At 38.0% G+C, this 16,328-nt stretch carries 8 protein-coding genes; 3 read left to right on the top strand and 5 right to left on the bottom strand.

All coding sequences use genetic code 11. The features are described 5' to 3' along the window. Nucleotides 1-62: 62 nt before the first annotated feature. The 4 genes from NEOC84_RS08710 to NEOC84_RS08695 form a co-directional block, all read right to left on the bottom strand. A complete protein-coding gene (locus NEOC84_RS08710; protein WP_166158199.1) occupies nucleotides 63-836 on the bottom strand; it encodes a DUF4116 domain-containing protein in 774 nt (257 codons plus the stop codon). 454 nt (nucleotides 837-1,290) lie between these two features. Next, nucleotides 1,291-1,527, bottom strand: a complete 237-nt coding sequence (locus NEOC84_RS08705) for a transposase (protein ID WP_347566666.1) — start codon at nucleotides 1,525-1,527, stop codon at nucleotides 1,291-1,293. Nucleotides 1,528-2,060: 533 nt separating this feature from the next. After that, nucleotides 2,061-4,742: a magnesium-translocating P-type ATPase gene (gene mgtA / locus NEOC84_RS08700; protein ID WP_166158192.1), complete on the bottom strand. Its 2,682-nt coding sequence runs from the start codon at nucleotides 4,740-4,742 to the stop codon at nucleotides 2,061-2,063. Nucleotides 4,743-4,981: 239 nt separating this feature from the next. Continuing rightward, nucleotides 4,982-7,561 carry a hypothetical protein gene (locus NEOC84_RS08695; RefSeq protein ID WP_166158189.1) on the bottom strand — a complete coding sequence of 860 codons (2,580 nt, stop codon included), beginning with the start codon at nucleotides 7,559-7,561 and terminating at the stop codon, nucleotides 4,982-4,984. Nucleotides 7,562-8,862: 1,301 nt separating this feature from the next. On the opposite strand from NEOC84_RS08695, the gene NEOC84_RS08690 reads away from it, so the two are divergent. After that, the gene (locus NEOC84_RS08690) at nucleotides 8,863-11,628 is read left to right on the top strand and encodes a hsp70 family protein (RefSeq protein WP_166158186.1); all 2,766 of its coding nucleotides are present in this window, start codon (nucleotides 8,863-8,865) and stop codon (nucleotides 11,626-11,628) included. A gap of 141 nt (nucleotides 11,629-11,769) precedes the next feature. On the opposite strand, the gene NEOC84_RS08685 is transcribed toward NEOC84_RS08690, so the two are convergent. Next, complete coding sequence (locus NEOC84_RS08685) at nucleotides 11,770-13,629, bottom strand: SulP family inorganic anion transporter (protein WP_166158183.1); 1,860 nt, start codon at nucleotides 13,627-13,629, stop codon at nucleotides 11,770-11,772. An 80-nt stretch (nucleotides 13,630-13,709) separates the two neighbouring features. On the opposite strand from NEOC84_RS08685, the gene der reads away from it, so the two are divergent. Together der and NEOC84_RS08675 are read left to right on the top strand one after the other, a co-directional pair. Beyond that, nucleotides 13,710-15,173 carry a ribosome biogenesis GTPase Der gene (gene der, locus NEOC84_RS08680; protein ID WP_242678244.1) on the top strand — a complete coding sequence of 488 codons (1,464 nt, stop codon included), beginning with the start codon at nucleotides 13,710-13,712 and terminating at the stop codon, nucleotides 15,171-15,173. A gap of 232 nt (nucleotides 15,174-15,405) precedes the next feature. Further along, the gene (locus NEOC84_RS08675) at nucleotides 15,406-16,245 is read left to right on the top strand and encodes a 50S ribosomal protein L11 methyltransferase (protein WP_166158180.1); all 840 of its coding nucleotides are present in this window, start codon (nucleotides 15,406-15,408) and stop codon (nucleotides 16,243-16,245) included. Nucleotides 16,246-16,328 lie beyond the last annotated feature (83 nt).

Here is a 16,328-nt window from a genome sequence, read left to right as displayed (position 1 = left end):
TTAAAGAGGATTTTTTAGGAAGAGATTTCGCACTTAAGCGATGACTTTAGCTTTTTGTAAGTTTATTCGCTTGTAGCTAGAGCAATAATTATTGGATCATTTTGAAGCTCTTGGCTAGCATACTGAACGGCTGAAGCATCTTGTTGAACAGCGGTAAGTACCACCTCTCTATCGTTTTGAAGTTCTTGGCTAGCATACTTAAGCGCCAGACCATTTTGCTGTACAGCGGTAAGCACAACCTCTCTATCGTTTTGAAGTTCTTGGCTAGCATACTTAAATGCCAGCCCATTTTGTTGTACAGCGGCAAGAACAAGTTCTTTATTATTGCAAAGCTTGGGGGCAGCATACTTAAGGATCAAACCATCTTTCCGAACCTTTGCATAAAACACTCGATAATATACTTCCTCAAACATGTTGTTAGAGTTCATCGGTGCCTCGTTAGTATACTCAAGATCCGAACCGTTTTGCTCCTCAGTGGTAGGATCTATTTTTATATCGTTATCAAGCGGTAGATTGGCAGGGGCAGATGTGCCATCATCATGCTTGATTGGTTCTATCCCAGCGTTTTTATTGTAATTTTTTCTATGAGCAAAATCATAAATCCCAACTATTATATTTCCTAATACAGGGAGCAACAAGATTATACAGCGACTAAAGCTTTTTAGGCTAAGATGGCTATAGTAAGAGCTTTTAGGCATACTCTCTTTTTGCTTGATAGGTAAAATAACAGCTTTTTGAAAGATATAGACTAAATTAGTTACAGTGCTAACAAAAGGCAAGTAGTCGCTCTTATTAACGATGAATCGGCAGGTATTAGATAAAAAATTTGTTCGCATGGTAATCCTTTATTTATCAAATCTTATAAATTACAATTTAAAAATAATCCTATTTAAAATCAATAAAGTAGTTTAAGATATAAGCAGTTTAACTTACATGAAAATTATATAAAATTGTTTTTCTGAGCCTATCCCGATAATCGACCTATCCAGAACATTATAGGACTAAAATTTAACAATCCTTTCCAAGATTTTTCTAAACTTCCGTTGTTGCCAAGATATTGCTCTTTCAACTTGCCATCTCCATTTCTTAAGCTGGCAGACAACTACCTCAGCTTTCTTGATAGCCCCCATTCTGCGCCTAGGTATAAATGGGTATATCTTTCTTATTAGCAACTTATACGCTTTTGAGCAACTCTTTATGTAGTCATACACTTAATAAAAAGCTTATCTTTACGGAGAGAAGCAGCTTGGAAAAAGGTTAGTTTTTTTTGGCTATGCAGACGTAGTTTCTTTAAAAGGTATTATCTCTAAGTTCCTCAGAGTCGTAGCCTTTATCAGCTCTTAAAATAGGTATGATTGGATGGAATTCATAGAGTCTTTGCAGCTTACCTTGATGCGGATCAATCAGCTTTTCCACCTGTTTCCTTTCATCTCCTTTAGCACTGGTTACTTCAAAGCTTAATGGACTGCCATTGCCGTCTACCAGAAGATGGGTAGTCATGCCTTTACCCTTGTAACCATAGCCTATTAGCTCATCGCCTCCCTTTCTCCCTAAAAAAAACCATCAATGGCTAGTTTTTCCCAATTAATCATTCCCGTCACATCTGCGCATTCCTTTAAGGCCGATAGCAAGCTATCTAAAGTTCCATCTTCTTGCCATTTACCTAGTCACCGATGAGTAGCAGATCTTGATCCCCAATTCGGTCTTTTAGGAAGATCACACCAACGCGAACCGGTAATCAAAATTCAAAATAAACTATTACAAATCTTTCTCCAGGGAGTATGCGGCTTTCCCCTTAAATTTTTTGGAGGATTCGGCGGCAAAAGCGATTGTAAGATTTTCTATTGAGTATCTGTAAGTCCTTCAAATCTTCCTGGCATACGTCTTCTCCTTTCTAAAAAAGAAAAGCTTGCATCATAAATTTATATTTTTCAATATTATCGGGATAGTTTCAGAGACTTAAATTTTTCAAATCTCATCAATAAATAAACGCTATTGTCTTAAAGCGTGATTAGCAAACTATTAAGCTAATAGTTTTCCCATAGCACACTGGAAAGCTTTTATAGCCAACGTCCAAACTTTTTTATAAACCAAACTTTTACTAGCTGGGTTAAAAGGCAATATCCTAATAAAATGATTAATAGCCAAGGAAAATAGCTCCAGGGCAAAGGTGCCAATCCAATACTTGCTCCTATAAATGAATAAGGAAGGTAAATTCCTATAGCTATAGTTACCCATGTTGTTAATGTAAGCGGCCATGAGGCCATGCTTTGAATAAAAGGAATCTTGGGAGTTCGAATCATGTGCACGATTAATGTCTGGGAAAGTAATCCTTCTATAAACCAGCCCGTTTGGAATATAGATTGTTTCTCAGGCGTATTGGCAGCAAAAATGAACCACATAACGGCAAAAGTTATATAGTCAAAAATTGAACTTATAGGCCCTACCACCATCATGAATTTAGCTATACCTCTAGGTTCCCACCGATGAGGATAGGCTAAAAACTCTTGATCCACATGGTCCCACGGTATGGTAGCTTGTGAAATCTCATACAAAAGATTTTGAATTAATAATTGAATAGGTAACATGGGTAGAAAAGGAAACAAAGCACTAGCTCCTAGAATGCTAAACACATTTCCAAAATTTGCGCTTAGGGCCATCTTTAGGTATTTGAGAATGTTACCAAAGGTTTTACGTCCTTCAACCACCCCAGCGTTTAAAAAAAGCAAACTTTTTTCTAGCATGATGATATCAGCTGATTCTTTAGCGATATCGACAGCTGTATCAACAGAAATCCCTACATCTGCTTCGCAAAGGGCAGGAGCATCATTAATTCCATCTCCTAAATATCCTACAGTATGGCCATTAGATTTCAAAGAAGCAATTACTCTAGATTTTTGAAGAGGCGTTAATTTAGTAAAGAGAGTGGTGTGATCCACTGCATTTGAAAGCTCTTTATCGTTCATTTTTTCAAGTTCATGACCGGTAAGAGAATTTTCAACTTTAAGATTAACCCATTGGCAAATTCGATGGGTTACCCACTCATTATCTCCAGTTAAAATTTTAACCTGAACATTTTGGCGGCGTAATTGAGTGATGGCTTCTGCCGCTGTTGATTTAGGAGGATCAAGAAAAGTTAATAAACCGAGGAGCACCATCTCTTTTTCATCACTTTCCTTATATTCCTTGCTTTCAGTAGGCTCTACACATTTGTAAGCTACAGCTAAAATAAGCATGCCCTCTTGATAAAGTTCCTTTGCTAAGCTATTTATTTCATTTTTGAGAGAGAGGGACAAAGAAAGAGTAGAACCTTTTATTTTGACCCCACTACATAGGCTTAAAATTTCTTCAAAGGCACCTTTGCAGATTAAAAGATGTTTTTGTGCATTATTCTCTAGAATAACAGACATTCTTTTACGCACAAAATCAAAAGGAATTTCATCTATTTTCCTATAATTGTTTTGTAAATCTAATGTTCTTTCTATTTCGCTATGTTCTAAAATAGCTTTGTCTAGAAGATTCCTTAGACCGGTTTGATAAAAACTGTTTAAATAACCAAAGAGCAACACTTCTTGATTATCATTTCCCTCGATATCTAAATGCCTTTCTAGAATGACTTTATCTTGAGTAAGTGTGCCAGTTTTATCTGTACAAAGGATATTCATAGCTCCAAAATTTTGGATGGCATTTAACTGCTTGACGATTACCTGCTGATGAGACATGCTTACAGCGCCTTTAGCAAGATTAACAGTGACAATCATAGGAAGCATTTCAGGTGTTAGACCTACGGCTACTGATAACGCAAAAAGTAAGGACTCCAGCCAATCTCCTTTAATAAATCCATTCAACAAAAAAACTATGGGGACTGCTATGCACATTAGCTGGATGAGCAGCCAACTGACCTTACTAATTTCTCTATCAAAAGCGGTTAGGGGACGATAGTGGGTGATGCTTTTTGCCATTCCACCAAGATAGGTATGATCTCCCGTTGTTAGGACAACTGCTAGGGCAGTTCCATTGAAAACATGAGTGCCCATGAAGCAAACATGGGGCATTTCCCATAAATTTACTGGATTCCTAGCAGGATGAGAAATAGCTTCTTTTTCGGCGGGTAAAGATTCTCCTGATAGAGCTGATTGACTCACATATAATTCTTTGGCAGAGAGTAACCTCACATCTGCGGGTACCATATCTCCCGCTGATAGATGGATAATATCTCCGGGTACTAAAAGCTTAATATCTATCTCTTGCTGTTGCGGTTCATCATTAGAGCCTTGGCGCCGCAGCACTGTCGCTTGGGTACTTACCATGGCCTTAAGCCTCTCTGCTGTCTTTTTCGATTGCCACTCTTGGAAAAATCTTATCATCACGCTGATAGCTACCATCACAGAAATAATAATGGCGGCGTCTATATTATTTAAAAATAAAGAAATACCTGCCAGCAATACTAACAAAGCGATAAAAGGATTAATAAAATTTTTTAGCAGTAAAAAGTAGCTATTAGCTTGCTTATCGCCTTTAATTTCATTTAGGCCATATTTCTCAAGCCTAGCTTCCGCGTCAGGTGTGGTTAATCCCTTAAGAGTTGTATTTAATTTTAGCAAGGCTTCTGTAGAAGATATGTTTAAAAAGGGGGTTAAAAGAGAAAAAGTTTGCCTACTCTCTTCAGGGAGGATAGGGGAACGTAAAAAGAATTTGGAAGCTAGAGGAAAAGAAACTTTACTGCTAAAAAATTTTCTCATCTAGGGTCCCTATTATTAAAGAAAGCTGAAGTTTTTAAGTAAAATAGAGGAACTTGCAGGTACTTAAGCGGGCCAGACTGCTTATCTAAAAAATTCAAAAAGCGTGTCTAATTTTTAGTTAAACTCTCTTGCTAGCCTTATTGCAAAAATGTTTTTTAATCTTAGGAAACAATATTAAGACTTAGAAACCATCTTCCATTCTAACCATTGGTAGCTTATTAGGTAAACTTTAAGCCTTTTTAGCTTCTAGGTGAATGGCGGCGAATAAGAGCTAGGATAACTTCGGTTTTAGGTTCAATTTCTTTTAAATTTATTTGAGCAATTTTTTGAGGAGTTAAAGAGAAAGCTGATCGCATATCCAATAGATCTCTTTTTAAACAGTTTATAATTTGTGCTGGCATAAAGAACTCTAAAGTTTTTATAGGCCTAGATGTGTAATCGGCCCCTAAAATTCCTTTTAACATCTCTGGAGTTATGCTCTCTTTTTTAAAATCAATCGCTTGGATTTGCTCACGGCTAAGATAATTAAGTAAGGAAAGTGGGATAATCGGCAATAAATATAAAAGGCTACTTTTCGCAAGGTTTTGCAGACTCTTATCTTTTACAATAAGGGTATGCATAAAAACATTGATAGCAGCCTTACTAGCAGGAGAAAGCGTAAGAAGCTCAATCTTGGTGAAATCTATCTGCTTAATTTTTTCTGCAGAAAGTAGACGTGCAGCTTTAGGGCTGAGCAAATCTCTTCGTAGGCAGTCGATGATTTGCTGGGGTTCAAAAAACTCTAGGGTGTTTTTTCTTTTATTTGGTAGAAGTTCTCCTAAGATTCCATCCACCATAGCTTGTGTGATGTTTTTTTCTTTAAAATCAATCCGCTGGACCTGTTGCTGAGTCAAATAATTAAGATAAATGGGGTTTAAAAAAGGCAATAAGTATAAAAAGCTGGATTCTTGGAGGCTTTTTAAACTAGAGTCTTGCCTAGTGAGACTACCTACAATTGTATTAAGGCATTCAAAAATAAGGGGATCCTGCTTAGGTTGATATAAATCCAATTGCGTAAAATCTAAGAGTTCTACTTGCTTTCCTAAGATAGAGCTTAAAGCTGCAGAATTGAATAGATTTCTTTGTAAACAGTTGATAATTTGCTGAGTTGTAAAAAAATGAAGGTGGCTTGGTAAATTTATTTGCTGCCATCCCTTCCATCCTATTATCCCGCTGACCATCTCCTGTGTAATTTTCTCATTTTTAAAGTCTATCGCTTGAATTTGCTCGGGTGTTAAATAATAAAGATAAACAGGGTTGAGGAAAGGCAATAAGTATAAAAGGCTAGCCTGCTGAAGGCTTTGTAAGTTCTTATCTTTCTTGATAATTGTATCGATGATCGTATTGAGGATCATTTGATTATGCTCTTGCTCATCGAGATTCACTTGCGTAAAGTCTATATTTCTCACTTGCGCAGAAGAGATTAGCCTACTAATTTTTCCATCAAATAAGCCCTTATTTAAGCCAACCAATATAGCGTTAGCAGATAAAGTTTTAATTCTTCTTTCATTTTTGTAAATAAGTCTAAACTGCTTAGCACTTAAAAGATCGATATGAAGGCCTAACTTTTGCTCTTCAGTTAAGCATTCAATTAAATTGCTTGATAAATGCTTTACCAAAAGCTCAAGAGAACTTATATTTACTTGGCGTAAATCTCTCAAAGTCAATTTTTTTAAAGTCTCAACGGAATTAATAGCTAGGCCAAGCTTTTGCTTTTTTAACATCGTGGCTTGCTGACCTAAAAACTTTGCCTGCCTGGTAGATAATTTGTTGATAGCGTCCATACTCATGCTAGACACTTCTTCTTCATCTAGCAGAAAAATTTTAAGAGCTGACTCCTCCCATGCAGCTTCGAGGTCTTTAATTTTCAGCTCCTTGAGCAAAGGATTTTTTGCTAATCGTTGAAAACGAGGTAGCAACTGAAAAGATTGATTAAGCTGATTAAACCTATCCTCAATACGCTTCTGAAAACTAAGCAAGCTCTCTTTTTGTAAGCCTGTAATTTGTCGCCTTTCATGTTCTTCTCTTTCGAGCCATGTATGCAACGGTTGCTTCATGACACTCTTTATCCGATTATGATAGTGATCATGCCTTTCTGTAAAAAGATTACCTGGCTGATTTAGCTGTGCCTCTTTTGGCTCTAAGGTAAGAATAGAGGGGATCACTTTTGTATTTAAGCTTTCAATTTCCTCAGCAGAAGGAAAAAAGAGTTGAAAAAGTAGAGATTGGCTTTGAGGTAAAAGAGCAGACTTAGGTGTTGAGGTACTTCTCTTAAGTAGAGTTTGTGGAGTAGATAGAGAGGGAAGCTTTTCCTTTTCTAAAGAGTAAGAGGTTTGAGAAGAAAAAGGGAGAAAAGGATTTATCTCCTCTTTTTTAGCTGAAGAAAGCTTTTGCCTAGGTAGAGTCTGGGAAGAAAATTTGTTACTGCCTATATTTTTGGTTTTCTCATCGGTTGAATTTAACCTGGTCAAAACTTTAATCTGCTTAGTTTCGATGCCGCTTATACATTCGTTCCAAAGCGTTCTTATACTTTTTGATATCAAGGCTAATCCGCCAGAAAAAATGGTAGCAGCCAAGGCTATTAAGCCCTTTTTTACTCGCCAAGCATAACTAGAATGGTAAATATTTTCAGTGTAGATGGTGTAAGATCTGCCCGCTGAATCTTTTCTTACAATGGACGGTGAGCCTTGATCCTTTAAGTCGAGTGTCACACCATCTAAATCCTCCATTTTCTCAGATTTTCTAGAGGGGGATGTTTTAAAAGCATTGGCAGGTGTCATAGTTTTTCTCACTAATTAAAGAAAATTGACTTTATTATATAAAGATAGGGCTTAAATAACCAGATAAAATGCAAACCATACCAACAAATTATTATAATTAAGGCCTTTTTAAGGGAAAGCCTTTAGTTAGTAGCTTAAATTAGGAGTCTATTTATTCCCTCTTCTAAAAGCTTATCACTCAACTTGTATACTTTCCTACTTGTAAATGGCTTAAAATTGGCCCTTTTCCTGCTCTATAGAAATAAGCGAAAATTATATGAAAAACAATGTAGGCGTGTTAAATAAACCGACTTTTATCCATTAAGAGGTATTTTTGCGGGCAAGTTAGAGGAAATAACTGCAATGGAATTCTTAATTTTTTTCTTGCATAAATTGCCATTCTGCTTTTTACCATGTCCTGAAAGGCGGGTCAATGGAATGAATCGTTATATGTTTTCTTTGGTATTTCTCTTACTAAAATAGCTTGTCTAACTATCTTCATACTAAAAAAGTTCCAAGTTAGAGAAAATTCTCAATTACAATTTGCAAATGTACTAAAGAAAATGTAAAATTTCTTAAGAAATATAGGATGCTATAAGCTTGGTGAGCCTTGCAGTGGGGAGCTGGCTTGGGCTAAAGCAGGATATAAAGTAGCTCGGATATTATTGGACGGGCAAACAATTCGAGTGAAGCTCCTTTTAAATTAAACAGCTAAAAGTTTTGAAGAGCGATTAAACCCATTCAATAATCGGGATGGGTAAAGATTATAAGCTACTTTTTCTTTAGTTTGGGCATTATAAGGTCTCCTTAAACATACTCTGATCTACCTAGTTAGCGATTAAAGAATTAATAGATCATACTAAATAAAGAAGCTGCCTGACTATTATTTGGCATAATGTTTTTTAAATTAAGTCTAAATTCTGTTGCTATCTAAAATGGCTCTTCACTAGAAAGTAATCAGGTGGTTTTAATAAAATCTATAGATTTTATTAAAACTTCTGTTCCTTGCCTTACATGCTAGTTTCACATAGATGAAGGCTATTTGCAAGGATTTATTAATAATCGTTAGGTTATAAGAGATGCCCTTACGCTTTATAGCTCTCTATCGCTATTAATTCAGGCAAACAGGAACATTATATTTAAAAGGCTAATAAAAGGTTGTAAGCCATTTTTAATTAAAACTTAAGAGATAGCTAGGAGTCTATACATATGCCATAGCTAAGTTGCTAATGCCAGGGGTGGCGGCAATTGAGGCTTCACTTAATCTGTCTTTTTTTTAAGGTGTTTTTGAAAGCTTTAGCTCTAAACGGGAGAAATAAGAGATGAGATATATTATTGGAATTGATCTAGGAACGACAAATAGTTGCATTTCGTATGTGGATACTCAACATCCCAAAGCTTCCATTCAATCTTTTGCGGTACCTCAGCTTCTAGGGCCCAGTCATATAGGACTACGCCATACCTTGCCCTCTTTTGTATATCTTTCAGCTCCCCTGGAGTGGCAAGGAGCAGCTTTAGATTTGCCTTGGAAAAAAAATAACGATACATTTGTAGGCTCTTTTGCCCATTCACACGGAGCTAGGGTCCCTACGCGGCTTGTTCAGTCAGCTAAAAGCTGGCTAAGCTATTCAGCTACTAATAGAAATGATAAAACCCTTCCCCCTGAAGCTAGTGAAGCGGATCGAAAAATCAGCCCTTTGGAGGCCACAGCGCATTATCTGAACCATATTCGTTATGCTTGGAACTACCTTATAGCTAAATCAAATCCTGAGGCAGAGTTTGAACAACAAGAGATTGTTCTGACAGTTCCAGCTTCTTTTGATGAAGTGGCAAGGCGTTTAACTGTTGAGGCTGCTAAGATGGCAGGATTTATTCATTTAACCTTACTTGAAGAACCCCAAGCAGCTTTTTATAGTTGGATCTCTTTACATGAAAATCAATGGCAGCAACAGATGCGGGCAGGACAAACTATTCTTGTTTGTGATGTAGGGGGCGGCACGACGGATTTTAGTTTAATAGAAGTGCAGCAAGGAAAAAGCGAGCTAACTTTAAACCGTAGAGCTGTAGGCGATCACCTGTTATTAGGGGGTGATAATATGGATATTGCTCTTGCTCACTATCTTGAAGAAAGGTTATCTCATGAGTATGGAAAAAGAGATTTTCAGCTTGTTCAATGGCTGCAGTTGAAACATCAAGCTCGGGCTGCTAAGGAAGCTTTGCTAGAAAATGCGGCATCTGCTACCGACCATTTTACAGCTTTGTTGCAAGGCTCAGGTTCTGCAGTAGTTAAAGGAAGCTTATCTATCCAGGTTAAATGCCAAGAAGTGGCTCATTTATTGTTGAATGGGTTTTTTGCACAATATTCTTTTGAAGAAGCTCTTCAATTACGCAGATCTACAGGATTTCGGATGGTAGGCCTTCCCTACGAAGAAGAGCCTTCTATCACCAAACATTTAGCTACGTTCTTAAAGCGCTCGCAGGTTCAAAAAGCTCCTGACTACATTCTTTTTAATGGGGGCTCTATGAAGCCTACTATTTTTCAGCAAGCTCTTATACACTCGTTGGAAAGATGGTACTCGGGTTCACAGACAAAAATTTTGGAAAGTGTAGGTCTTGACATAGCTGTGGCCCGAGGAGCCGCTTACTATGGAAAAGTACGTCGAGGCTATGGAGTAAGAATAGCTAGTGGAATACCTAAAACCTACTATCTAGGAATTGATGTTAAAAAATTCGAGGGTACAGTTTCACACCAAGCTTTGACCCTTTTGCCACGAGGCGCTGAAGAAGGGGCAAGTTATCAATGTGAACATACCTTTTCCTTGCGGCCCAATGTACCCGTCTCGTTTAGCTTATATACTTCTCAAGTTCGTTTAGATGACCAAAAAGGAGATATAATAGAGATCGATAATCAAGAACTGCAGGCTATGCCTGCCATTCATACCATCTTACGTTTAGGAAAAAAACAGCTTTCTGAAAGTGTCTTAGATAATATACCTGTAAAGCTTCATATAAAGCTGACAGCTATCGGAACATTAGAACTATGGTTGCAATCGCTAACAACCGGGCATCGCTGGCCTTTAGAATTTCAAGTACGGCAGGCATCAGGTCAAGAAAATAATGTTTCCTCTTTAGAGTCGCAACGCCAGGATGAAAGTTTTGATTCCTCCTATTTAAAGTCATCGCAGGAGTATCTTCGCGAAATATTTACAAGCTCAGGTAAAGCAGAAAAAATGATGGAAAAAATGGAGAATTATTTAGGTAGACCACGCCTAGACTGGCCTTTAAGCCTGTTGAGAGGATTGTTTGATACCTTGTTAAGCTTAGCAGATCAACGTAAAACTTCTGCGGATCTCGAACCGCGCTGGTGGAATATGATAGGTTTTTTTCTGCGGCCTGGCTTTGGCTATCCTTTGGATGATTTTCGCATCAAAGAATTATGGAAAATTATTTTAGGAGATTTTAAGTTAGCCAAGTCTTTTGAATGCTTCATTCAGCAGTGGATCTGTTATCGCCGCATAGCGGGGGGCTTAAATAGAGGACAGCAAATTCAGCTAGCTAATGATATTTTAGCCACCCTATTACTTAATAAGGCTTCTAAAATTATTCTTAAAAGTAAAAATGATATCTATTCTTATTCAGAAAAAATAAGAACTTTAGCTTCATTTGAATGGCTTGATCTGGCCTTAAAAAGAAAAATAGGAGTAGCTATTCTCACCCGCATTTGCGCTGGCGAAGCAGTGGCTGCAGATTATTGGGCTTTGGGCCGTATTGGAGCCCGTCATTTAATCTATGGATCTCTAGCTTATGTAGTCTCCAGCGAGGAGTGCTCTAAATGGATTGAGTCCTTACTTAAGCTTTCTCCTCACGATCAATTAGCTCATCTTCTAGGTCAATTAGCTAGGAAAACGGCTCATCGCGAAGTAGATCTTTCGCAAGCTACTCTAGATAATATTTTGAATGCTTTTTCTCTTCTTCCTCAGCATGAGCATTTGCAGAGAATGTTGACCCAACCTGCTACTTTAACCCTACAAGAGCAAGAGCAGGTTTTTGGTGAGAAATTACCTGCCGGCTTAATTTTAGAAAGGTGAAAATAGATATAAAATATATTATAAAGAGAAAAGCTGTGCGAGTATAAAGCTTAGAGAAGCTAAATATTTATATTGTGATGGTGAGGCAAATTTTTAAAAAAGCGTGGGCGGGTGAGTAAGTGATAAATAGATTGTTTTAGATTAGGGGGCAGTCGGTAAGCTTGTAAAAAGCGTTTCTACTTCTGGAGAAGTTGATGAATAGCTGACAAGTTCATGGGCGCGTGATAAAGCCTTTAACATATGATGCTGAGGCTGCCGTTCATCAAAGACAAAAAGGTTTTCCTTACCTAGCGATTCAATAATCCCTGAGGCACAAAATACATCCCATAAAGGAGGCGTAATTCCACAAGTGATTAAGTGGCGCTCTGAATTTTTAAGATAATTATTCAGCTGTTGCAAGGCAAGGCAGGAGGTGGCATCAATATCGCGCGCATTTTTTAGTTGTAAAATGATAACTTTAGTTTTGTTATCATCTTCTGTAATGGACTTCAATGTGGATTGAAACAAATCGGCTGCCCCAAAGAAAAGCTCTCCTTCTACTTTGATGAAACGTATGTTTTTTTCTTTATGAGCACGAGATCTATCGAGGTTAATAAGCTCACCTGCCTGGTCAAAATCATATTCGATTAGTTGTGGAATAGCGGCTTTTTTTAGATATAATGTAATCGAAATGATGATACCAATGTAGAAGGCAACATCTAGACTAAAGAATAGGCATGACAAGATGGTAGCCCACAAAACTAAGGCATCCGAATTAGTCGCTTTCATGCATACAAGGAATTGTTTAGGATTTACAAGATTGGCAGCGGTGATTAATAAAATGGCAGCAAAAGTTGTTAAAGGAATCTTCGTGATGAAAAAGACAAAAGCTCCTAGCAATAAGGCAACAATTAATGAGTTCATAATACTAGCGAAGCGTGTTTTGGCTCCCAAGGTAGCATTAAGGTTACTGCGTGAAGCACTGCCTGAGATAGGCATGGCTCCAATAAAAGAGGCTAGTAGGTTACCCATCCCCATTCCAAAAATCTCTTGATTGATTGAGAAGGCGTGGCCTGTCTCTGCAGCGATTGATTTGGCAGCCGAAGTAGTTTCCATGATACTTAAGAGCGCAATAGCAAAAGAGACAGGAAGCAATTCATTCATAATCCCGGTATTAAAAAAGAATAGCTTAACATGAGGAATAGCGTTTTTTAATTCCCCCGTGTCTTCTACTAAAAGAATTTTATGCACAGATTGCTGGGCATCAAAGGCAAAGAAATGATCAATAAAATTGCCTATAGCAGGAATCTGTAGGAGATAAACGCTTACAGCAGCAAAGATCAAAGAGAGAAAAGCTGCAGGAATACGCTGATTGGTACGTCTTAAAAAAATAAGCAAGGTTAAGCTTGCCATTCCTATCAAAGTCGTAGGAATATGGATGCTACGCCATTGAGCTAAAAGATAGGCCCCTCGTTCATACAGTGAATGGACGCCGGGCATGAAGCTGAGGCCTAGCAGAACGTAGGATTGAGTAATTACCATTGCAAGGGCAGTGCCGACAATATATCCTATAATAACCGTATAGCTGACAAATTGGGTAAGCCTTCCTAATTTACATCCTGCTGCTACGATCTGTAGAAAACCGGTTAAAAAAGTTAACTGAGTTAAGATTTGCAGAGCAATAATGTCGCGGTCTACCCCCACCACTTCACGATAATGATGATAAAGAACTTCTGCTGTACCTGCTTGTACCAAAATAGCGATGGCGTTACTAGGGCCTACGACAAGTTGAGGTGAAGATCCTAATAGGCTCGCTAAGATAGAGGAATAGATGGCTGCAAAAAGGCCACTCGATAAAGGCAGGCCGGCAAGAAGAGCTGCTGCCATCGCTTGAGGCAAAGTAATCAAGGCCACGGTTAGAGCAGCGATTGCATCACTGCGGAAAGTGTTCCAAGAATAAGCCGAAATTTCCCTCTTTAAAAGAGAAAAGGAGATGTCATCTGAAAGGTAATTGGCGCCCATAAAAAGAAATTCGTTTTTACATAACCATACTAAATTAAATTTATAGAAAAGTCTATTTATTTTTAACGTTTAAAAATGTTATGATTTGCCAACTAAACATTAAAATCGATAAAGTTATGACCCATTTACCTAAACTAGCTATTGTAGGACGACCTAACGTAGGAAAATCCGCTCTTTTTAATCGTATCTGTAAAAAGAAGATCGCCATTGTTGATGAAGCTGAAGGAATTACACGCGATCGTTTGTATAGTAAAGCTGAATTTTTTGGTAGAGCTTTTGAAGTGATCGATACTGGCGGGATGGATTACCATTCGCAAGCAGATTTTAATGAGCATATTTTACGCCAAGCGGAAGTAGCAATTGAAGAAGCCGACACAATTGTAATGGTAGTAGACGCTCATTTGGGAATTACTAAGCTAGATAAAGAAATCTCGAAAATTTTACTAAAAACTAAAAAGCCTGTTTGCTTGGCTGTCAATAAGATTGATAATGGAGCCCAAGAATATCTGTTGCATGAATTTCACTCTCTAGGAATTAAGAAGATGATTTCAGTCTCTGCTGCGCAAGGCTGGCACATGGCTGAGCTTTTAGAGGAAGCTTTTGAAGACCTAGAGCAAAGCGACTTGCAAGCAGAAGAGGATTTGGCTACCAAAGTAGCCATTGTTGGGCGTCCCAATGTAGGGAAATCCTCACTTATTAATTTTTTATTAGATGAAGAGCGGTGCATTGTGAGTCCCATTCCAGGTACGACTAGGGATAGTGTAGATGTCTCTGTAACGCACCAAGAAGATCATTTTCGCCTAATTGATACAGCCGGTATACGACGCAAGCATGCTGAACATGAAGTGGTAGACAAATTTGCAGCTATTCGTACGGAAAGGGCGATTGAACGTGCAGATATTTGTGTGTTGATGTTAGATGCTCAACAGGGCATGACCGTTCAGGATAAGAAGATTGCTAATAAAATTGAAGAAAGTGGCAAAGGATGTATTCTGGTATTTAATAAATGGGATCTGGTCAAAGGTTTTCGTATGGAGCATTGTTTAAAAGATATTAATGAGGAGGTCTCTTTTCTACGCCATTGTCCTAAGATCTTTATGTCGGCTACCACCGGCAGGAATGTTGAAAAGCTCTTTGAAGAAATCAAAAGCGTGCAAGAGCATTCTTTAAAACGTATTCCCACGCATCAGCTTAATAAATTTATTGAAAGCGCGCTACAGAAGAATCATCCTCCCATGATCGGCGGTAAACGCTTAAGGATTTACTACATGGCGCAAGTTGATGTACAGCCCCCCAAGTTCATCCTCTTTGTTAATTATCCTGACCTGATGAGTGAAAGTTATAAGAAATATCTCTATAATCAGTTCCGTGAAACTTATGGATTTTTAGGAGTTCCTTTAGAACTCTATGTAAAAGGAAAGAAAAAAACTACTTTCTCTGAACGAAAGGCCAAAAGTCAGCTTCAGTCTCCTGCAAAGCTTCAAGAAGATGATGAAATCGTACAGGCTTATGAAGATTTTGAAGAAGAAGAAAACGCCTTATAAGTTCCCTGGTATCCAATAATTTTAAAATGGAAAGCTTCTTTTAGTCCTTTACCCTTTATTTATAGCTGATGGCTTCTATAATCATTTGTAATCAAGCTCGAAAATTTTATGAAGAGGCATATTTGCTTAACCACTCTTTGTTAGTTGTGATTACCTCTAGATTAAAAAGAGGAGAGGGGAGATAAATGCTTTCTGAAGAAAAACTAAGCAAACAGACTTTCCCGGTTAGCTGATGAATGAGATAAAGCCTTTTCCCTGTTTTGCTTTACATGTTAAAAATGAAACCCCTTTAGATGAAGCATGGGAATCGCTGCAAGAGGCAGGCTTAACCCCTCTTTATATAGAAGAAGATTTTAAAGCTTTTCCTCGCATTTATATTTTGGCAGAGAATGAGCTGACCGTTAAGTCTTTACTTAAGCTTTTCCCTTTCATTCAATTTGTTGAGCTTAGTGAGCTAGGAGAAATTGATTGGCAGTCACAATGGGAAGCTCATGGCCTTAATTTTTATGATGGCTGCGTGCATATTGATTTACCGCATGCCTGCTCTTCTTACGGAAAGCAGCTTAAACTTAGGCCAGGAGCTGGCTTTGGGGACCTTTCTCATCCTACTACCCGATTAATAGTGGATATGTTAAATGATAATGTATGGGGGAAAGAGGTCGTAGATATCGGCTGCGGCAGTGGAGTCTTAGCTTTATGTTCAGTCGCTTTAGGAGCAAAACATGTGTATGCTCTGGACATTGATCCTGAAGCTTTAAAACATTGCCAAGAGAATGCTCTGCTAAATAAGATGCAGGATAAGGTAACCATTAGCCTCCCTCAAGATTTTATACTCTCTTCTCTCTCTGCACCGCCTGTAATTTTAATGAACATGATTATGACTGAGCAGCAGAATGCTTGGGAAGCATTGAAATGTCTTCATGGTCGCCATGATATTTGCCTAGTATCAGGTATCTTATCTGAGCAAAAGCAGGATTACATCCATTTAGCCCAAGCTTGGGGATGGAAAGTGCTTAAAGAGCAAGAGGAACAAGGGTGGGTAAGTCTACAATTTGAACCCTCCAAGTACTAATGTTACCCACTAAGAAGCCATTCAGGCTAAGTAATAAACAGGAAAAGGTGCCCTTCAAATAAAGGTAAATATTTAAGATTTAA

It is taken from the genome of Neochlamydia sp. AcF84, from assembly GCF_011087585.1.
Taxonomy (GTDB): Bacteria; Chlamydiota; Chlamydiia; order Chlamydiales; family Parachlamydiaceae; genus Neochlamydia.
This window is presented reverse-complemented; position numbering and strand designations above follow the sequence as displayed.

Bases quoted from the DNA above. Each gene is read 5' to 3' on its own strand.
- der (WP_242678244.1), top strand. From the start codon at position 13,710: ATGATTTGCCAACTAAACATTAAAATCGATAAAGTTATGACCCATTTA.
- NEOC84_RS08675 (WP_166158180.1), top strand. From the start codon at position 15,406: ATGAATGAGATAAAGCCTTTTCCCTGTTTTGCTTTACATGTTAAAAAT.
- NEOC84_RS08710 (WP_166158199.1), bottom strand. From the start codon at position 836: ATGCGAACAAATTTTTTATCTAATACCTGCCGATTCATCGTTAATAAG.
- NEOC84_RS08685 (WP_166158183.1), bottom strand. From the start codon at position 13,629: ATGGGCGCCAATTACCTTTCAGATGACATCTCCTTTTCTCTTTTAAAG.
- NEOC84_RS08690 (WP_166158186.1), top strand. From the start codon at position 8,863: ATGAGATATATTATTGGAATTGATCTAGGAACGACAAATAGTTGCATT.
- NEOC84_RS08695 (WP_166158189.1), bottom strand. From the start codon at position 7,561: ATGACACCTGCCAATGCTTTTAAAACATCCCCCTCTAGAAAATCTGAG.
- mgtA (WP_166158192.1), bottom strand. From the start codon at position 4,742: ATGAGAAAATTTTTTAGCAGTAAAGTTTCTTTTCCTCTAGCTTCCAAA.